This is a genomic window from Mesorhizobium sp. L103C105A0 (assembly GCF_000502215.1).
Lineage (GTDB): Bacteria > Pseudomonadota > Alphaproteobacteria > Rhizobiales > Rhizobiaceae > Mesorhizobium.
Window position 1 is genome coordinate 104,993 of the sequence record NZ_AYXF01000005.1, and the last position, 20,477, is coordinate 125,469.

Consider the following 20,477-nt stretch of genomic DNA (forward strand, 5'->3'; position numbering starts at 1 on the left):
TATTTGGTCCCCATATTATCGGTCTCTCGGATCGAGCGCATCGCGCAGGCCGTCGCCGACGAAGTTCAGCGCAAACAGCGTCGACACGAGGAAGAAGGCGGGGAACAAAAGCAGCCAGTTGGCGGTGCCGATGTTCTTGGCGCCGACGGAGATGAGCACGCCCCAGCTGGTCATCGGTTCCTGCACGCCAAGGCCGAGGAAGGACAGAAAGCTTTCCAGGATGATGACCTGCGGCACCAGCAGCGTCATGTAGATCACCACTGGTCCGAGCAGATTGGGGATGACATGGCGCAGCAGGATGCCGCGCTGGCCGACGCCCATGGCTTCGGCCGCCTGGACATACTCCTGCCGCCGGATCGACAGCGCCTGGCCGCGCACGATGCGCGCCATGTCGAGCCACAGCACCGCTCCCACCGCCAGGAACATCAGCACGAAGTTGCGGCCGAAGAACACCACCAGCATGATGACGAAGAAAATGAAGGGCAAGGAATAGAGCACGTCGACGATGCGCATCATCACCTCGTCGATCTTGCCGCCGGAAAAGCCGGCCGCCGCCCCGTAGAGGACGCCGATGACCACCGCGACAATGCCGGCAAGCAGGCCGATGGCCAGCGAGATGCGCCCTGCCATCAGCGTTCGCGAGAGAAGATCGCGACCGGTGTTGTCGGTGCCGAACAGGAAGTACTGCTGTTTGACCGACGCAGTCATAGTCAATTCGAGCCCGTCGGCCGATTTGCTCTCTATCTTGGTATCGTCGAAGGCATCGGAGCGGTCAAGATAGCGGATGTTGCGGTCGTCGATCGGTTTGGTCGAGGTGACGGTGACGGTGACGCGACTGCCGTCCAGTTTCCACTCCTTGATGTCGACGCGCATGCGCTTGATGGCATCCTTGAGCGCCGTCTCGATCATGTCGGGCTTCGGATAGGCTGAAAAGCTTGGCGGCGTGCGCACATAGTCGGCATAGATGGTGGTGTACTGATGCGGCACGAACCAGGGGCCGAAGATGCTGATGACGCCAATGAAGGCCAGGTAATAGAGGCTGAACATGGCGGCGCGGTTGGCTTTGAGGCGCGCCCATGCGTCGCCCCAGAGCGAGCGGCCGACGACGGCCGGCGGAGCGGCGGCGGCTGTGATGTCAGTCATAGCGCACCCTCAGTCATAGCGTACCCTCGGGTCGACGACCGCGTACATGACGTCGACGATCAGGTTGAAGACGATGGTGAAGAGCGCGATCACCACCACGGTCCCCATCACCAGCGTGTAGTCGCGGTTGAGCGCGGCATCGACGAAATAGCGGCCGACACCGGGAATGGAGAAGATGGTCTCGACGATGACCGAACCGGTGAGCAGCGCCGCGGCTGCGGGGCCGGTGAAGGAAACGATCGGCAGGATGGCGCCGCGCAGCGCGTGCTTGACCACCACCGACCAGTCGGAGAGGCCGAGCGCACGCGCCGTTCGGATATGATGCGAACGCAAGCTCTCGATCATCGACCCGCGCATCAGGCGGGCAACGATGGCGATCTGCGGCAAGGCCAGCGTCAGCACCGGGCCGATCTTGTTGATTAATGCGCCATCACCCCAGCCGCCGATCGGCAACAGCTTCCAGGTCAATCCGAACACCAGCTGAATCACAGGAGCGATGACGAAGGTGGGGATAGTGCTGCCGGCGGTCGCCAGCGCAATCACCGTATAGTCGCCAAGCTTGTTCTGGTTGAGCGCGGCGATGGTGCCGAGCACCGAACCAAGCAGCAGCGCCAGGATCAGCGCCGAGGTGCCGAGCTGGACCGATATCGGCAGCCCCTTGGCAAACAGTTCGGTGACGGTGAAGTCAGGCAAATTGTAGCTCGGCCCGAAATTGCCGCGCAGAAGATTGCCGAGATAGTGGGCATATTGCAGCCAGAGCGGATCGTCGAGGCCGAACTGTGCTTCCAGATTGGCCCTGATCTCGGGACTGAGGCCCCGCTCCTGATTGAAGGGGCCGCCCGGTGCGACGCGTATCAGGAAGAACGCCATGGTCACGATGACGAACAGCGTCGGAATGGCGGTCAGAAGCCGCCGTAAGATGTATCGCAGCATCGGCGCCCCGCTTCGGCCAGAGCGACATACGTCCATGCGGACGCATTGCCACGCTCCGGCGCCAAATCTTCGCACCGGGCTTGCCGAAAATCGACCACGACTTTCGGACCGGTGCGATGACCGACCAGTCCGCCGCGCCCAAATGGGGCGCGGCGGTCCAGTCAAGGATGATTATCAGTCCTTGGAGACGAAGCGGGACGGATGGATGTCCATCACATTGTCATCGAAGCCATGCAGCTTCGAGGAAACGATATCGTGGAAGCTGTAGTAGAGAAGCGGAATGTTGCCGACGTCATCGACAAGGATGCGCTCGGCCTCGGTGAGGTCCTTCATGCGCTCTTCCGGCTTGCCGCCGGCAGCCGCGGCCTTGTCCATGGCCGCCTCATATGCCGGGCTGACGTAGTTCGAATAGTTGTTGCCGCTGGCCTTGCGGGTGATGCCGAGGAAGGTCTCGGGATCCTTGTAGTCGGCGATCCAGGCGGCACGCGCCACGTCGTAGTTGCCCTTCTGCTCGAGGAAGGAATAGTGGGTCTTGGTATCGGTGTTGAGCAGCGTGATCTCGACGCCAAGCGGCTTCAACTGTTCCTGGATGGCAACCGCGGTGTTCTTGTGGTTTTCCGAGGTGTTGTAGCGGATCTCCATCTTCAGCGGATGCTCGGGCGTATAGCCGAGTTTCTCAAGGATCTTCTTGGCGGCGTCCTCGCGGTCGATCTGCGGCATGTCGGCGTATTTGGCCATTGCCGGCGTGTAGCCGGCGATGCCCGGAGGCACCATCGAATAGCCAGGCAGCATGGAATTCTGCCAGACCTTTTCGGCCAGGAAGTCGCGGTCGATAGCCATCGAGATGGCGTTGCGCAGCTCGACATTGTCCCAGGGCGCCTTGTCGGTCTTGATCGCGTAATAATAGGTGCCGAGATACGGTCCGACGCGGACCTGATCGCCGAACTTGGTCTTGAGGTCAGCGAGCTGTTCGGTCGGCAGGTCGCCGTAGCTGTCGAGTTCGCCTGCCTCGAAGCGCTTCATCGCCGAAGAGCGGTCTTCGGTCGGGATGTAGTTGACGACGTCCATCTTGACGGTCGCGGCATCCCAGAATTTCGGATTCTTGACCAGCTTCATGTGGTCGTTGGGAATCCACTCGGCCAGTGTATAGGGGCCGTTCGAAACGAGATTGCCCGCCTTGATCCAGTCGGCGCCGAGCTTGTCGATCGAGGCCTTGTTGACCGGATAGGTAGCCTGGTGGGTCAGCATCTCCAGGAAGTATGGCGTCGGCGCCTTCAGCGTCACTTCCAGGGTGTTGGCGTCGATCGCCTTGACGCCCATGTCCTCGGGCTTGCCTTTCTTGGTGTTGACTTCCTCGGCGTTCTTCACGGGATAGAGCATGGAAGCGTATTCGGCGGCGGTCGCCGGATCCTCCAGCCTACGGAAGGAATAGACGAAATCGTCAGCCGTCACCGGGCTGCCATCCGACCACAAGCCGTCCTTGCGCAGCTTGAAGGTGTAGACGGTGCCGTCATCCGATACCGTCCAGCTTTCGGCGGCGCCCGGGATGAGGTTCGTCTTCTGATCGTGCATGACCAGTCCCTGGAACAGGTCGCGTATGATATCGGCTTCGTAGACGGTCGAGGTCTTGTGCGGATCGACCGTCTCCGCTTCGGCGGCGCTGCCTCTGTTATAGACGGTCTCGGCAAGGGCCGGCGTCAGGAACGTGCCTGCGGCAAAGGTCATGGTCGCGGCGACAAGCGTCGCCTTCAGCATATTTTTCAGCATGAAGTCTCTCCCTGTGGCGCTGCCCATCGGCTGCGCCTTACGAGTGTTGACGCCCCGGAACCGATTTCTGGCCCCTTCGAGCGCGCCGCCGGTTCCCGTTCCGGCAGCTGGTGGCAGGAGACTAGACAGACGGAAATGCTATTTCAACCGAGTCTTGCTTGACGCTAAGTGAGCATCCTCACCCTAAACCAGCCATAGCTAATCTATATTACCAGGTTCAATTGGGTGCAGCTTGAGGTTGTCCTGTAATTTTGCCTTTTGCCCTCAGCAGTTGTCATTAGCGCAACCACCTGGAAACATTTCAGGAATGCCGTCGTGGCCAAGCTCGACGAAAGTACCGAAGAAGCCCGAAAATGAAAAACGTGGCGCCGGTGACGTTGCGCGGATCACTCGGCACGGTTGCATGCGGACACGATCTTTTTTGAAGCCGGACGGCGTCCCTGAAAGATCAGCCTACCTTGCCGACAAACCAGCCCAGGGCCGGCAGCGACAGCCCCTCCTCCTGCAGGACGGCACCGCCACCCAGAGCGATCGCCTCGACAGGCTGGAGATCCGGCGGCAGTCGCCAGTCGGCCGGCTTGTCGGCGAAATTGAAGACGCAGAGCAATATCTCGTCCTCGCCCTGCCGGATGAAGGCAAGGACATCGCCGTCGGTATCGAGAAAGCGGATCGGGCCCTTGACCAGCGCCGGATGCGCCTTGCGCAAGGCGAGCATCGTCCGGTAGCCGGCGAGCACGGACTTGTCGTCGGCGTTCTGGATATCGACCGCCCGAGCGCGGTGGCTTTCCGGCACCGGCAGCCAGGGTTTTCCCGAGGAAAAACCGGCATTGTCGGCGCCCGCCTCCCAGACCATCGGTGTGCGGCAGCCGTCCCTGCCTTTGACCCCCGGCCAGAAACGGATGCCGACGGGATCGCGCAGATCCTCGAAGGTCAGTTCCGCCTCCTCCAGCCCAAGCTCTTCGCCTTGGTAGAGACAGATCGAGCCCCGCAGGCAGGAGAGCAAAGCGATAGCGAATGTCGCCACCGCATCTGGATCGCCGCCCGGCCGCGTCCAGCGGCTGACATGGCGCACGACATCGTGGTTGGAGAACGCCCAGCAGACCCAGCCGTCGGCGACGGCTGCCTCGAAGGCCTCGACGCAGCCGCGCACATGGGCGGCTGAGAATTGCGGGCCGAGCAGGTCGAAGGTGTAGCACATGTTGAGCTTGTCGCCGCCGGATGTGTAGGCGGCCAGCGTCTGCAGCGAGCGGCCTTCGTCGCCGACCTCGCCGACACTGGCGCGGCCGTCATATTCGTCGAGCAAAGCGCGGAAGCGCCTGAGGAAATCGAGGTTTTCCGGTTGCGTCTTGTCGAACAGGTGCTCCTGGAAGAGATAGGTGTTGGTTTCGCCGTTGGTGCCGGCGACGCTCGACGCCAGCGGCGGGTTGCTGCGCAGCCAGCGGTCGTGGACATAGTAGTTGACCGTATCCAGGCGGAAGCCGTCGACGCCGCGCTCGAGCCAGAACCGCACCGTCTGCAACAACGCGTCTTGAACCTCAGGATTGTGGAAGTTGAGGTCCGGCTGCGAGGCGAGGAAATTGTGCATGTAGTATTGCCGGCGGGTCGCGTCCCACTCCCAGGCCGGGCCGCCGAAGACCGACAGCCAGTTGTTGGGCGCGTTGCCGTCCGGCCTGGTGTCGGCCCAGACATACCAGTCAGCCTTGGGATTATCCTTGCTGGCACGGCTCTCTACAAACCATTCGTGCTTGTCGGAGGAGTGCGACAACACCTGATCGATGATCACCTTCAGGCCGAGCCTGTGCGCCTCGGCAACCAGCGCGTCAAAGTCGTCGAGCGTGCCGAACATCGGATCGACCGCCTGATAGTCGGAGACGTCGTAGCCCATATCGGCCATTGGCGATTTGAAGAAGGGCGACAGCCAGACGGCGTCGACGCCGAGCGAGGCGACGTGCGCCAGCCGTGAGGTGATGCCTGAGAGGTCGCCGCTGCCGTCGCCGGTGGTGTCCTGGAAGGAGCGAGGATAGATCTGGTAGATGACGCAGCCGCGCCACCAGTCGGCGCTCTGTTCGGGTCCCGGCTGGGCATTGTCGTCGGCCATTACGGACCCTTCCTGGCGCGGGCCTTTGCGGTCCGGCGCTCGATCATGAAACTGACACTGCGGCCGGGCAGCGGCCGCGCGAGGTCGACCGCTTGCGCTTCAACAGCCGGCTGCCATTCAAACCCTTGCCGCGCGGGCAGCGTGAAGACGCATTGGCGGCGATCGCCATTGACGATCACAGCCAGGCGGCCTTCCCCGCCATCGCCGAGCAGCATGACGAGGCGATGGCGCGAGCCATCGTTCCAGTCGGCTTCGCTGAGCAGCGCGCCGGTCTCGGTCAGCCAGGCGACGTCGGGCGTTTCAGAACCGGCCGGCGGCTCTCCGGTCAGGAAGCGCGTATCGGAAAGCGCCGGCACCGCGCCGCGCAGAGCTGCGAGCGCCGACACATGGGCTTCCAGCCCGACGTCGCGCCCGGCCCAGTCGAGCCAGGTGATGGCGTTGTCCTGCGCATAGGCGTTGTTGTTGCCCCCTTGCGTGCGGCCGAATTCATCGCCCGCCGTCAGCATGATGGTGCCGCGCGAGGCAAATAGAGTGGCGAGCAGCGCGAAGCGATCATGGGAACGGGCCTCGGCAATCGCCTTGTCCGAGGTTTCGCCCTCGACGCCGTTGTTCCAGGACAGGTTCTCATTGTGGCCGTCGCGGTTCTTCTCGCCATTGGCCTGGTTGTGCTTGGCTTCATAAGCGACGATATCGGCCAGCGTCATGCCATCGTGCGCGGCGATGAAGTTGACCGTGCGGCTGGCGGATTGGCCCTCCCTGCCGAACACATCGGAGGAGCCGGCGAGCCTTGTCGCCAGCGCACCGACCGCGCCGGCATCGCCGCGCCAGAAGCGCCTGACGTCGTCGCGGTAGCGGTCGTTCCATTCCAGGTATGGCGGCCGGAAATTGCCGAGCTGATAGCCATTCGGGCCGATGTCCCACGGCTCGGCGATCAGCACCCTATCGGCAAGGATGGGATCGGTTGCGATGGTATCGAGCAACGGGGCCGCCGGATCGAATACGCCAGCGACGCGGCCGAGGACCGGCGTCAGGTCGAAGCGGAAACCGTCGACGCCGGCATGGCGGACGAAATGGCGCAGCGTGTCGAGTACCATGTCGCGAACGACCGGATGGTCGCAGGCAATGGTATTGCCGGTGCCGGTATCGTTGGCCAACCTGCCGTCCGGCTCGCTGCGGTAGTAGGCTTGATTGTCGAGGCCGCGCAGCGACAGCGTCGGCCCGAGCCGGTCACTTTCGCCGGTATGATTGAAGACGAGATCGAGGATGGTGCCAATGCCAGCCCTGCGCAGCACCCTCACAGTATCGCGCAACTCGGCGAGGCCGCCGGGCGCCAGGCGCGGGTCGAGCGCCATGAAGGTGACTGGGTTGTAGCCCCATGCGTTGCTGAGGCCGAGCGGCGGCAAATGGCGCTCATCGATCCATGCCGTCACGGGCATCAGCTCAACGGCGGAGACGCCGATCTTTCTGAGGTGTTCGAGGATGGCCGGATGCGCAAGTGCCGCAATGGTGCCGCGCTGCGCTTGGGGCACGTCCGGATGCAGTCTGGTGAAGGAACGGACATTGAGTTCGTAGATCAGACCGCCCGGCTGGAACAAAGGCGCCTTGGCCGGCAGCGGCTTGGGCAGCGCGCGGGCGACGGTCTTCGGCATCAGCGGCGCGGTATCGGTGCCTTCGTTGCGCCGGGCGGCAAGCCGCCAATGATGCTGGTAGGGCCGGTCGATCTCGACGGCGTAGGGATCGGTGAGCAGCTTGTCGGGATCGAACCACAGCCCGCGCTCCGGCGCATATTCGCCGTCGGCGCGAAAGCCGTAGCGCGTACCCGCGGCAAGGCCGGCGACGAACAGCGCATGGACGCCCTCGCTTTCCGGCTGAAGTTCGAGCCGGTCGATTTCACGGGCGCCGGTGTCGTCGAAGATCGACACCCACAGGCGCCGCGCGGATGACGACCAGGCGGCGAAGCGGATGCCTTCGGGAGTGACGGTTGCGCCGAGCTGGGTCATCGGCGCATCCTCCACTCTCCCCCTTGTGGGGAGGGTCGCGAACGAAGTGAGCGGGGTGGGGGTCGGCGCGGGGAAAGCGCTTTACGAGCACCCCCAACCCGATCCGCTGCGCGGATCGACCCTCCCCACAAGGGGGAGGGTAAAGACGTCACCACCCTCAAGTAATCACGCTCGGCTTGTTGCGCCCGGTGTGGCTCTTGATCCCGGCGATATCATCGGCAGCCGCGATCAGGTCAGCGAGCGCCTCTTGCGTGTCGAGATCATGCCGCGCTCTGTCCGGCTCGTAGCGCTCGATGTAGACGCGCAGCGTAGCACCCGACGTGCCGGTGCCGGACAAACGAAACACGACACGCGAGCCGCCTTCGAACAGGATGCGGATGCCCTGGTTCTTGCTCACCGAACCGTCGACGGGATCGTGATAGGCGAAGTCGTCAGCATTGGCGATCTTCAGGCCGCGCACGCTGGTGCCGGGCAGCGAAGCGAGCTTCGCGCGCAACTCGTCGACCAGGGCGTTGGCGCGCTCGGTTTCGACCTCCTCATAGTCATGACGTGAATAGTAATTGCGGCCGTAGGTCGCCCAATGTTCGGTGACGACGTCCTTGCAGCTTTCGCCGCGCACGGCCAGGATGTTCAGCCACAACAGCACCGCCCACAGCCCGTCCTTTTCACGGACATGGTTCGAGCCGGTTCCGGCGCTTTCCTCGCCGCAGATCGTTGCCATGCCGGCATCGAGCAGATTGCCGAAGAACTTCCAACCGGTCGGCGTTTCGTAGATGCCGATGCCGAGCTGTTCGGCGACGCGGTCGGCAGCGCCGCTGGTCGGCATCGAGCGGGCGATGCCTTTGAGGCCGTCCTTGTAGCCCGGCGCCAATTGCGCATTGGCGGCAAGCATGGCCACCGAATCCGACGGGGTGACGAAAATGCCCTTGCCGATGATGAGATTGCGGTCACCGTCGCCGTCGGAAGCGGCGCCGAAATCGGGCGCATCCGGTCCCATCATCTCGTCATAGAGATGCTTGGCGTGGACCAGGTTCGGATCCGGGTGATGGCCGCCAAAATCCGGCAGCGGCTTGTAGTTGCGGCAGGTGCCATTCTCCGCGCCGAGCCGGCGCTCGAGGATTTCCTTGGCATACGGGCCTGTGACCGCATGCATGGCGTCGAAGCGCATGCGGAAGCCGTATTTGAAATTGGCGCGGATGGCGTCGAAGTCGAACAGGCTCTCCATCAATTCGGCATAGTCGGTGACCGGGTCGATAATCTCGACCGCCATGCCGCCGGCGGTCACCGTGCCGATCTTGTCCATGTCGATCTGGTCGATGTCGGCAGTCTTGAAGCTCGAAATCGTCTTGGTCTTTTCGAAGATCGCGTCGGTCAGCTTTTCCGGCGCCGGGCCGCCATTGCCGGCATTGTACTTGATGCCGAAATCCTCGTGCGGGCCGCCCGGATTGTGACTGGCCGACAGGATGATGCCGCCGAAGGTCTTGTATTTGCGGATGACATGCGACGCCGCCGGCGTCGACAATATGCCGCCCTGCCCGACCATCACCTTGCCGAAGCCGTTGGCCGCCGCCATGGCGATGGCCTTCTGGATGACCTCGCGGTTGTAGAAGCGGCCGTCGCCGCCGATCACCAGCGTCTTGCCCTCAAAGCCCTCCAGCGCGTCGAAGATCGACTGGATGAAGTTCTCGGCATAGTGCTCCTGCTGAAAGACAGGCACCTTCTTGCGCAGGCCGGACGTGCCGGGTTTCTGGTCGAGATAGGGTTTGGTGGCGACGGTCCGGATCATGCTTCAGGCAACCCTTTTCGAAAGCAGCAGGCGGTAGAGTTCAACGTATTTGTCGGCGCTCTTGTCCCAGGAGACATCGGCCTTCATGCCCTGGCGCTGGATCTGTTCCCAGACGGCCGGGCTCGAATGCGCATCGACCAGCCGGCGGATGGCGTGCAGCATGGCGCCGCCACTATTGGGCGCGAACTGGAACCCGGTGGCGACACCTGCCGAGATCGCTGCTTCATTGGCGTCGATAATGGTGTCGGCAAGGCCGCCGGTGCGGGCGACGACCGGCACGCAGCCATAGCGCAGGCCGTAAAGCTGGGTCAGCCCGCAAGGCTCGAAGCGCGATGGGATGACGATGGCGTCGCAGCCGCCCTGCATGGTGTGGGAAAGCCCCTCGTCATAGCCGACGACGACGCCGACACGGCCGCGATGGCGGGCGGTTGCAGCCAGCAGCGCGCCTTCCAGGCCGGCGTCGCCTGAGCCAAGGATCGCCAGCCGCGCGCCGGTGGCGACGACGCCGTCGACCACAGCCGCCAGTATGTCCATGCCCTTCTGCCAGGTCAGCCGGCTGACGACGCAGACGATCGGACTGTCGTCGCGCTCGAGGCTGAAGCGGTCCTCGACAACCGCCCGGTTGGGAAGGCGAGCCTTCAGCGTCGCGGCGGAGTAGGCCGACACCAGATGCTTGTCGGTCTGCGGGTTCCAGATGTCGGTGTCGATGCCGTTGACGATGCCGTAGAGGTCGGAAGAGCGCATGTTGATGAGGCCGTCGAGGCCCATGCCGAATTCCGGCGAGCGGATTTCCTGGGCATAGGTGGGGCTCACCGTGGTGATCGCCCAGGCCGCCTGCAGGCCGGCCTTGAGGAAGCCGACGCCGCCATAATATTCGACGCCGTCAAGCGCCATCGCCGCGGCCGGCAAGCCGAGCTCGCCAAAAATGCCGGCGCCGAACTGACCCTGGAAGGCAAGATTGTGCACGGTGATCAGCGACGGTACGCCGACCGCCTTGCCGTAGCGCATATAGGCCAGCGTCATCGCCGACTGCCAGTCATGGGCGTGGACGAGATCCGGCTGGTAGCCGGAAATGGCGCCGCCGGCGATATCGCCACCGACCTGGCTCAGCGCAGCAAAACGCCGCCAATTGTCGGGCCAATCGGCGCCGGCCGCATTGCCGTAAGGGCCGCCGGGACGGTCGTAGAGATGCGGCGCGTCGAGCACGAACAGGTCGAGCCCGGCGATCTTGACGGCATGGACCGAAGCCTTGCCGCCCTGCAGCAGCGGGTATTGGTAGACAGCCTTCTTTTTCTTGAAGGCGTCCATCACCTGGGGAAAGCCGGGGATGAGCGTGCGCATGGTCACGCCCTTGGCGGCCAGCGCGATCGGCAATGCGCCGGTCACGTCGGCAAGTCCGCCGGTCTTGATCAGCGGAAATATCTCGGGCGTGACCGACAGAACCTGCATGCGTTTATGGTACCCCGTCTTACAGCTTCAGCTTGTCGATCATGTCCTGCGTGACCAGGCAGATGCCCTTTTCCGAAACCCGGAAACGCTTGGCGTCGAGAACAGGGTCTTCGCCAACCACCAGCCCTTCCGGTATCCTTACACCGTGGTCGATGACGACGCGCTTCAACTTTGCGTTCCGGCCGACATGAACGTCGGGCAGCATGACGACCTCTTCCAGCGTCGAATAGGAGTTGATGCGCGCGCCGGTGAAGATCAGGCTGCGCTTCAGCGAAGCACCCGAGACGATGCAATCGCCTGAGACCAGCGAGGAGACGGCCGAACCACGCCGGCCATCCTCGTCATGCACGAACTTTGCCGGCGGCTTCAATTCGGCATAGGTCCAGATCGGCCAGTCACGGTCGTAGAGGTCGAGTTCGGGGGTAATATCGGTCAGGTCGATATTGGCTTCCCAGTAGGCGTCGACCGTGCCGACATCGCGCCAGTAGGCCTCGTTCTCGGCAGTCGAGCGCACGCAGGATTTGGCGAAGCGATGCGCGATCGCCTTACCATGCTGGACGATGTAGGGGATGATGTCCTTGCCGAAGTCGCGGCTGGAGCCTGGCTCGGCCGCATCGCGGCGCAGCTGTTCCATCAGGAACTTGGTCTTGAAGACATAGATGCCCATCGAGGCCAGCGCGAATTCCGGCTTGTCGGGAATGCCGGGCGGGTCGGCGGGCTTTTCGACGAAGGCGATGATGTTGTCCTTGCCGTCGACATGCATGACACCGAAGCCGGTCGCTTCCAAGCGCGGCACTTCAAGGCAACCGACAGTGACATCGGCATTGGCATCGACGTGCTGGCGCAGCATCAGCTCGTAGTCCATCTTGTAGATGTGGTCGCCGGCCAGGATGACCATGTATTCGGGGCCATAGGCCTCGATGATGTCGATGTTCTGGTAGACGGCGTCGGCCGTGCCTTCATACCACTGCGTTTCTGAGACACGCTGGGAGGCCGGCAGGATGTCGAAGCTTTCGTTCCGCTCCGGCCGCAGGAAGTTCCAGCCGCGCTGCAGGTGGCGGATCAGCGAATGCGCCTTGTACTGGGTGGCGACACCGAGGCGGCGGATGCCGGAATTCAGCGCATTGGACAGCGCGAAATCGATGATGCGCGTCTTGCCGCCGAAATAGACAGCCGGCTTGGCCCTGCGGTCGGTCAATTCCTTGAGCCGGCTGCCGCGGCCGCCGGCCAGCACATAGGCCATGGCATCGCGCGCCAGCGGCTGGGTTCTCTTCAAGTCTGCCATTTTTACCCTCCCAAATTACCAGTCTGGAGCATCGCCCGGTCCGCAACGAGTCGACGGACCTAGTCCGCAACGAGTTCAAGCATGATCGTCGACAGCGGCGGCAAAAGCATCGTTGCCGAAATGCCTCCTCCTTCCGCCCTGGCTTCGACCACACCGCCATTGCCCTTGCCCGAACCACCGTAGTCCGAAGCGTCGGTGTTGATGATTTCGCGCCATTTGCCGACCTTGGGCAATGGCACGCGATAATTGTCGCGCGGCACTGGCGTGAAGTTGGAAATGACGGCGATCGGGTTGCCGCCGGGCGCGCTGCGCAGCCAGGCGAAGACCGAGTTTTCCTTGTCGTCGACGATCAGCCAGGAGAAGCCGTCCGGCTCGCAGTCGCGTGCATGCAGCGCCGGGCGCGAGCGATAGAGATAGTTGAGGTCGCGCACCGTCTGCCAGACGCCGCGATGCGGGTGGAAGTCGAGCAGGTTCCAGTCGAGCGCGCGCGCCTCGCTCCACTCGCGGCGCTGGGCGAATTCCTGGCCCATGAACAACAGCTTCTTGCCGGGATACCCCCACATGAAGGCGTAAAAGGCGCGCAATGTCGCGAACTTCTGCCAGTCGTCGCCGGCCATCTTGCCGAGCAGCGTGCCCTTGCCGTGCACGACCTCGTCATGGGACAGCGGCAGCACGAAATTCTCGGAAAAGGCGTAGGTCAGGCCGAACGTCAGGTCGTTGTGGTGGTGCTTGCGGAAGATCGGCTCCCTGGCGAAATACTCCAGCGTGTCGTGCATGAAGCCCATGTTCCATTTGAAGCCGAAGCCCAGCCCGCCTTCATGCACCGGCGCCGAGACCTTCGGCCATGAGGTCGATTCCTCGGCGATGGTCATCACGCCGGGATGGTGGCCGTAGACCTCCTTGTTCATCTTCTGCAGGAAGGACACCGCTTCGAGGTTTTCGCGGCCGCCTTTCTCGTTGGGGATCCATTCGCCAGCCTTGCGCGAATAATCGAGGTAGAGCATCGAGGCCACTGCATCCACGCGCAAACCGTCGACATGGTATTTCTCGGCCCAGAACAGCGCATTGTTGACCAGGAACGACACCACCTCGCGGCGGCCGAAATTGTAGATCGCGGTGTTCCAGTCGGGATGAAAACCCTTGCGCGGGTCGGCATGCTCATAAAGTGCTGTGCCGTCGAAATTGGCCAGGCCATGCGCGTCGACCGGGAAATGCGCCGGCACCCAGTCGAGGATGACGCCGACGCCGGCGCGGTGCGCACCGTCGACGAAACGGGCGAAGCCGTCGGGGTCGCCGAAGCGCGCCGAGGGGGCATAAAGTCCGGTTGTCTGATAACCCCATGACGGGTCATAGGGATGTTCGGAGATCGGCAGGAACTCGATGTGGGTGAAGCCGGTCTCGACAGCATAGGGGATAAGCTGGTTGGCGAGTTCGTCCCATGACAGGAAGCTGCCATCATCGTGCTGCTGCCACGAACCGGCATGGACCTCGTAGATCGATATGGCTTCGCGCCGGGGATCGGCCTTTCGCCAGTAATTGCGATGCGCCTCGTCGCCCCATTCATGCGCCGGCGGCACCGCCGTCACTGAGGCTGTGGCCGGGCGCAATTCCGACTTGAAGGCGAACGGATCGGCCTTGAGCGGCAGGCGCACGCCGTCCGGGGCAATGATCTCGTATTTATAGGGGTGGCCGGCGCCGATATCGGGAATGAACAGCTCCCAGATGCCGGTGTCGCGGCGGTCGCGCATCGTATGACGGCGGCCGTCCCATTCGTTGAAGTCGCCGACCACGGAGACGCGCCTTGCATTGGGCGCCCAGACGGCGAAATGGACGCCCGACGCGCCTTCATGGTCGAGGAGATGGGCGCCGAGCTTGTCGAACAGCCTGAGGTGCGACCCTTGCGCGATATAGTAGTCGTCCATCGGGCCGAGCACCGGGCCGAAGGAATAGGGATCGGTCAGCCACCAGTCGCCGCCGGCATTTTTGGCGTGATAGCGCAGCGGCTGACGCTTCTTGATCGACAGTCTGCCTTCGAAGAAACCGGCGTCGTCGCGCCGCGTGAGTTCGCCGGCGTTCTTGCCGGTCAGCGTATAGGCGGTGACGAACTCGGCATTGGGGACGAAGCAGCGGGCAACCAGGCCCTTGTCGGCTTCATGCACACCCAGCACTGCGAAGGGATCACCATGCGTGCCTGCAACAATTGCGGCGACATCGCCGGCTGACGCCAGCCCGTCCGACCCGCTCGTCGTCGCGGTCGCGCGCGGTTTCTTCATCAGGCGGTGTCCCTCCCTGGGAACCAGTTCTTGTGCACAAGACCCGTTGCTCGTGGCCTCATGCAATCATATCAGGCGGGCACGTTCCAGATTTCTTTCGCATATTGGCGGATCGTGCGATCGGAAGAGAACCAGCCGACGCGGGCAACGTTGCGGATCGCACGCGCGTACCAGTCGGGGCTGTTGCGCCAGACGGCGTCGACATCGCGCTGGGCGGCGGCATAGGCGTCGAAATCCGCCGCCACCATGAACCAATCGCTGTTGTAGAGGCCGTCGACCAGCTCGCGGTAGCGATCCGGCTGGTCGGGCGAGAACACGCCCGACGATACTGCGGCAACAGCCTGCGCCAATTCAGGGGAGCCCTCGATCACGGCGCGCGGGTTGTAGCCATTGCTGCGCCGCTCGGCGACTTCCGCCGTGCTCAGGCCGAAGATGAAGATGTTGTCGTCGCCGACGCATTCCTTGATCTCGACATTGGCGCCGTCGAGCGTGCCGATGGTCAAGGCGCCGTTCAGCGCGAACTTCATGTTGCCGGTGCCCGACGCCTCCATGCCGGCAGTCGAAATCTGCTCGGACAGGTCGGCGGCCGGCATCATCACCTCGGCCAGGCTGACATTGTAGTTCGGCACGAACACCACTTTCAGCAGACCGCGCACCGACGGGTCGCTGTTGATGACCTTGGCGACGTCGTTGGCCAGTTTGATGATCAGCTTGGCATTGTGGTAGCTGGGCGCCGCTTTGCCACCAAAGAATTTCACACGTGGCATCCAGTCCTGCTCGGGATGCGAGCGGATCTGATCGTAGAGCGCGATCGCTTCCAGGATGTTGAGCAGCTGGCGCTTGTATTCGTGGATGCGCTTGACCTGGATGTCGAACAGCGCCGACGGGTCGAGCTTGATGCCGAGCCGGTCGGCGACCAGATTGGCGAGCTTGACCTTGTTGGAGCGCTTGACGGCGGCGAACTTGTCGCGGAAGGCGGCGTCACCGGCAAAGGCTTCGAGCCCCTTGATGGCGTCGATGTCGTCGAGGAAACGGTCCCCGATCGCCGCGCGGGTGAGCGCGGTGAGGCCTGGATTGCACTGGATCAGCCAGCGGCGTGGGGTGATGCCGTTGGTCTTGTTGTTGATGCGCTCGGGATAGAGCTTGTGGAGATCGGCAAACACCGTCTCCTTCATCAGTTCGGTGTGCAACGCCGACACGCCATTGATCGAGTGCGAGCCGACAAAGGCCAGGTTACCCATGCGCACGCGGCGGTCGCCATTTTCCTGGATCAGCGAGATGCGGCTGATCTGCTCATTGGAAAACTGGTTGGTGGCGCGGGCCTCAAGCAAAACCTGCGCATTGATGGCGTAGACGATCTGCATGTGGCGCGGCAAAAGCCGCTCGAACAGCGGCACCGGCCAGCTTTCCAGCGCCTCTGGCAGCAGCGTGTGGTTGGTGTAGCCGAAGGTGCGCTTGGTAATATCCCAGGCCTGGTCGAAATCCATGCCATGGACGTCCATCAGCAGGCGCATCAGCTCCGGCACGGCGATCGCCGGATGGGTGTCATTGAGATGGATCGCCGCCTTGTCGGGCAGCGAGGCGAGATCGCCATACTGGCTGAGATGGCGCTGGACGATGTCCTGCAGCGACGCGGTGGAGAAGAAATATTCCTGCCGCAGCCGCAGTTCCTGGCCGGCCTTGTGGGAATCGGCGGGGTAAAGCACGCGCGACAAGGCATCGGCCTTGTTGCTTTCGGCCAGCGCGCCGATGTGGTCGCCGGCGTTGAACTTGTCGAGCAGGATCGGATCGACCGGCATGCCGGACCAAAGCCGCAGCGTGTTGACGCGGTTGGCGCGCCAGCCAACCACCGGCGTGTCGTAGGCGACGGCCTGGACATGCTCGGTCGGCTTCCAGACGTGACGCTCGAGCCGGCCATCCTTGGAGGTGATCGATTCCACCGAGCCGCCGAAGCCGACCTCGAAGGCACGCTCCCGCCGCTCAAACTCCCAAGGGTTGCCGTGGTCGAGCCAGGTTTCGGGCAGTTCGACCTGCCAGCCATCATGGATCTCCTGGCGGAACATGCCGTTGGCGTAGCGAATGCCGTAGCCATGCGCGGGAATGTCGACGGTCGCCATGCTTTCCATGAAGCAGGCGGCGAGCCGGCCGAGACCGCCATTGCCGAGCGCCGCATCCGGTTCGAGCCCGGCGATGAGGTCGAGGTCGACGCCCAGCGACTTGAGCGCTTCTCGCATATTGTCCATCAGGCCTAGATTGGAGAAGGCATCGCGCATCAGCCGGCCGATGAGGAATTCGAGCGACAGGTAATAGACGCGCTTTTCCTGCTGGGCGTAGGCCTCCTGCGTCGCCTGCATCCAGTGATCGACGATGCGGTCGCGCACGACCTTGATCGAGGCTGTCAGCCAATCATATTGCGTGGCAACGGAGGTGCCTTTGCCGACCCGGTATTTGAGAGCCAGCAAGACTTCGTCGGCCAGCGTCTTGGGATCGGGTATTTCGAGATCGGGGGCTTTGGCTGTCATTGTTCGCGTCATACTGCCTCTCGTGATCGTGCTGCGATCATACCGGCTTTCGCTCTCAGTCCCAGCCTATCCTAGTGCATCGCAACATACGTTCAATCGATTTAGACCAGCATGCCGCCAGTTCCCCTGCGGCAATTTATCCGTCGAGCGGATCAGGCAGCGAGTGCAGCCTCCGGCGGAACCTTCGCTCCGGTCATGAAGGCGACGGCGTCGGACATGGTATATTGCTTGGGATCGATGACGCATAGGCGGCGGCCGAGCCGATGGATATGGATGCGGTCGGCAACCTCGAAGACATGCGGCATGTTGTGCGAGATCAGCACGATCGGCAGGCCTCGCTTCTTGACGTCGAGGATCAGTTCCAGCACGCGGCGGCTCTCCTTGACGCCGAGTGCCGCAGTCGGTTCGTCCATGATCACCACGCGGCTGCCGAAAGCGGCGGCGCGCGCCACCGCAACGCCCTGGCGCTGGCCGCCGGACAGCGTTTCCACCGCCTGGCTGATGTTCTGGATGGTCATCAGCCCAAGCTCGGTGAGTTTGTCGCGGGCGCGCTTTTCCATTGCGGGCCGGTCGAGCATACGAAGCCAGTCGCCGAGGAAGCCGGGTTTGCGGATCTCGCGGCCGAGGAACATGTTGTCGGCGATCGACAGGGCCGGCGACAAAGCCAGGTTTTGGTAGACCGTCTCGATGCCCGCCTCGCGCGCCTCCATGGGCGATTTAAAAGCGACAGCCTTGCCTTCAAGACGGATCTCGCCTTCGTCGGGCACGGCGGCGCCGGAAATCGCCTTGATCAGCGATGATTTGCCGGCGCCATTGTCTCCGATGACGGCCAGGATTTCGCCGGGGTAGAGGTCGAAGTCGGCATTGTCGAGGGCGGTGACACGGCCATAGCGCTTGATCAGGCCGCGCGCGGTGAGGATGGGTTCCACGGTCATGCCGAAACCTTTCTGATCCATTGGTCGATCGCCACGGCGCCGATGATCAGCACACCGGTGAGCAGCACCTTCCATTGCGGATCGGCGCCCAGCATGTTGAGGCCCATCGAGACGACGCCGACGATCATCGCGCCGAAAAGGGTGCCCAGAATTGAGCCGCGCCCGCCGAACAGTGAAATGCCGCCGATCACCGTCGCGGTTATCGCCTGCAGGTTGTAGTCGGTGACGGCGGCTGACGGCGAGATCGAGCCGTTGCGGCCGATGGAAACCCAGGCAGCGAAAGCGGCGATCAACCCGGCAAGGGTGTAGACCGTCATCAACACTTTCTTGGTCTGGATACCAGACAGCTTCGCCGCCTCCTGATCATCGCCAACGGCGTAGACATGGCGGCCCCAGGCGGTGTGATTGAGCACGTACCAGAGGATCAAAACGAGCACGACCGTGGCGATGACGCCCAGTGTCAGCACCGCCGTGCCGATCTTGAAACTCAGGGCAAAGAGATGCAGCAGCGGCGCCTGGGCGTCGACATCGGTATCGCGGATCGTCTCGTTGGCCGAATAGATGAAGTTCGTCGCCATGACGATGTTCCAGGTGCCGAGCGTGACGATGAACGGCGGCAGCTTCATGTAGGCGACCAGCAAACCGTTGAGCAGGCCGCAGGCTGCGCCGGCGGCAAGCCCGATGGGCACTGCGAGCACGGCCGGCATGCCGTAGCTGACCGCGCAATTGCCCATGATCACGGCTGAAATCACCATGATCACGCCGATCGACAGGTCGATGCCGGCGGTCAGGATGACCAGTGTCTGCGCGGCACCGAGGATGCCGACGATGGCGATCTGCTGCAGGATCAGCGTCAGCGTATAGGATGAGAAGAAACGCCCGCCAATGGCGATGCCGAAAATTACGATCGACAGGACCAGCACAATCAGCGGCACCGCCGCCGGCGTGGAGTGCAGGAAATGCTGGATGCGCTTGACGGCCGATTTGTGCTCGTCAAAGGCGGCAACGCTTGTGTCGCTGCTCGAGAGAACCTTCTCGAATTCCTGTGCTTGAGCCATGTTTCCTCCCCTGGGCTTCAGCTCCATGCCGAGACCCGCTCGCGCCTGTCCGGTCTGCTGCCGGGATTATTCGCGTGACGCATCGTCCACCCGAAGCGGCCGGGGATCAAGCCCCCGGCCGTCAGCTTGTCGCTGGCTGTCAGACAGCCATCAGCCCCAGCACTTGGCGAGGCCTTCCTTGGTGTCGATCGACTTCACGCCATTGGCCGGCTTGTCGGTGACGAGGTTGACGCCGGTGTCGAAGAAGTTCTTGCCTTCGGTCGGCTTCGGCTTGGCGCCGTCCTTGGCGAAGGCGGCGATCGCCTCGATGCCGAGTGCCGCCATCTGCAGCGGGTATTGCTGCGAGGTGGCGCCAATGACGCCTTCGGTCACCGACTTCACGCCGGGGCAGCCGCCATCGACCGAGACGATCAGCACCTGGCTTTCGAGACCGACCGCCTTGAGCGCCTGGTAGGCGCCGACAGCGGCGGGCTCGTTGATGGTGTGGATGACGGTGATGGAGTTGTCCTTCTGCAGAAGGTTTTCCATCGCCTTGCGGCCGCCTTCTTCATTGCCGTTGGTGACGTCGTGGCCGACGATGCGGGCATCGTCCTCATCGCCGATCTTGTTGGGATCCTTCACGTCGATGCCGAAGCCCATCATGAAGCCCTGGTCGCGCAGCACATCCACGGTCGGCTGTGAGGGGGTCAGGTCGAGGAAACCGATCTTGGCGTCCTTGGCCTTGTCGCCGAGGGTCGCGGCTGCCCAGGCGCCGATCAGCTTGCCGGCTTCCAGATTGTCCGTCGCGAAGGTCGCGTCGGCGGCATCGATCGGGTCCAGCGGGGTATCGAGCGCGATCACCAGCAGGCCGGCGTCACGCGCCTTCTTCACCGTCGGCACGATGCCCTTGGTGTCGGACGCGGTGATCAGGATGCCCTTGGCGCCGTCGGCGATGCAGCTTTCGATCGCCGCCACCTGGCTCTCGCTGTCGCCGTCGATCTTGCCGGCATAGGTCTTGAGGTCGACGCCAAGTTCCTTGGCCTTGGCGGTCGCGCCCTCCTTCATCTTGACGAAGAAGGGGTTGGTGTCGGTCTTGGTGATCAGGCAGGCGCCGACGCCGGCGGCCGATGCTGTCGAAGCAAACGCCATCAGGCCGAGGCCCGCCGCGGCGAACACGGTGGACTTCAATAATGCTTTGGTCACGATCTTCCTCCCATGGAACTATGCGGATGCCGCCAACCGGCATCTC

Annotated in this window: 13 protein-coding genes; all 13 read right to left on the reverse strand. The window is 63.1% G+C overall.

Features of this window, described 5'->3' with window-relative positions; translation table 11 throughout:
- Positions 1-15: 15 nt before the first annotated feature.
- Positions 16-1,143, reverse strand: a complete 1,128-nt coding sequence (locus tag X727_RS148570) for an ABC transporter permease subunit (RefSeq protein WP_023670736.1) — start codon at positions 1,141-1,143, stop codon at positions 16-18.
- A gap of 9 nt (positions 1,144-1,152) precedes the next feature.
- The gene (locus tag X727_RS148565; protein ID WP_023684574.1) at positions 1,153-2,076 is read right to left on the reverse strand and encodes an ABC transporter permease subunit; all 924 of its coding nucleotides are present in this window, start codon (positions 2,074-2,076) and stop codon (positions 1,153-1,155) included.
- A 174-nt stretch (positions 2,077-2,250) separates the two neighbouring features.
- Positions 2,251-3,843 (reverse strand): peptide ABC transporter substrate-binding protein, encoded by a 1,593-nt coding sequence (locus X727_RS148560; protein WP_023834453.1) that lies wholly within the window; start codon positions 3,841-3,843, stop codon positions 2,251-2,253.
- Positions 3,844-4,291: 448 nt separating this feature from the next.
- The gene (locus X727_RS148555) at positions 4,292-5,941 is read right to left on the reverse strand and encodes an alpha-glucosidase family protein (protein WP_023834454.1); all 1,650 of its coding nucleotides are present in this window, start codon (positions 5,939-5,941) and stop codon (positions 4,292-4,294) included.
- Complete coding sequence (gene glgX / locus X727_RS148550; protein ID WP_023834455.1) at positions 5,941-7,941, reverse strand: glycogen debranching protein GlgX; 2,001 nt, start codon at positions 7,939-7,941, stop codon at positions 5,941-5,943. Before glgX ends, X727_RS148555 begins: the two co-directional genes overlap by 1 nt.
- 157 nt (positions 7,942-8,098) lie before the next feature.
- Positions 8,099-9,727 (reverse strand): alpha-D-glucose phosphate-specific phosphoglucomutase, encoded by a 1,629-nt coding sequence (locus tag X727_RS148545; RefSeq protein ID WP_023834456.1) that lies wholly within the window; start codon positions 9,725-9,727, stop codon positions 8,099-8,101.
- 3 nt (positions 9,728-9,730) lie between these two features.
- Positions 9,731-11,176 (reverse strand): glycogen synthase GlgA, encoded by a 1,446-nt coding sequence (glgA, locus tag X727_RS148540; RefSeq protein ID WP_023684577.1) that lies wholly within the window; start codon positions 11,174-11,176, stop codon positions 9,731-9,733.
- Positions 11,177-11,195: 19 nt separating this feature from the next.
- Entirely contained in the window at positions 11,196-12,461 is a 1,266-nt protein-coding gene (gene glgC / locus X727_RS148535) for a glucose-1-phosphate adenylyltransferase (protein ID WP_023715696.1), read from the reverse strand.
- Positions 12,462-12,520: 59 nt separating this feature from the next.
- Entirely contained in the window at positions 12,521-14,734 is a 2,214-nt protein-coding gene (gene glgB, locus X727_RS148530) for a 1,4-alpha-glucan branching protein GlgB (protein WP_023829104.1), read from the reverse strand.
- Between the two features lie 71 nt (positions 14,735-14,805).
- Positions 14,806-17,268 carry a glycogen/starch/alpha-glucan phosphorylase gene (locus tag X727_RS148525; RefSeq protein WP_023743703.1) on the reverse strand — a complete coding sequence of 821 codons (2,463 nt, stop codon included), beginning with the start codon at positions 17,266-17,268 and terminating at the stop codon, positions 14,806-14,808.
- Between the two features lie 140 nt (positions 17,269-17,408).
- Entirely contained in the window at positions 17,409-18,191 is a 783-nt protein-coding gene (locus X727_RS148520) for an ATP-binding cassette domain-containing protein (protein ID WP_023670726.1), read from the reverse strand.
- The gene (locus tag X727_RS148515) at positions 18,188-19,249 is read right to left on the reverse strand and encodes an ABC transporter permease (RefSeq protein WP_023670725.1); all 1,062 of its coding nucleotides are present in this window, start codon (positions 19,247-19,249) and stop codon (positions 18,188-18,190) included. The genes X727_RS148520 and X727_RS148515 overlap by 4 nt, the downstream gene beginning before the upstream one ends.
- A gap of 150 nt (positions 19,250-19,399) precedes the next feature.
- The gene (locus tag X727_RS148510; RefSeq protein WP_023670724.1) at positions 19,400-20,416 is read right to left on the reverse strand and encodes a sugar ABC transporter substrate-binding protein; all 1,017 of its coding nucleotides are present in this window, start codon (positions 20,414-20,416) and stop codon (positions 19,400-19,402) included.
- Between the last annotated feature and the right edge of the window lie 61 nt (positions 20,417-20,477).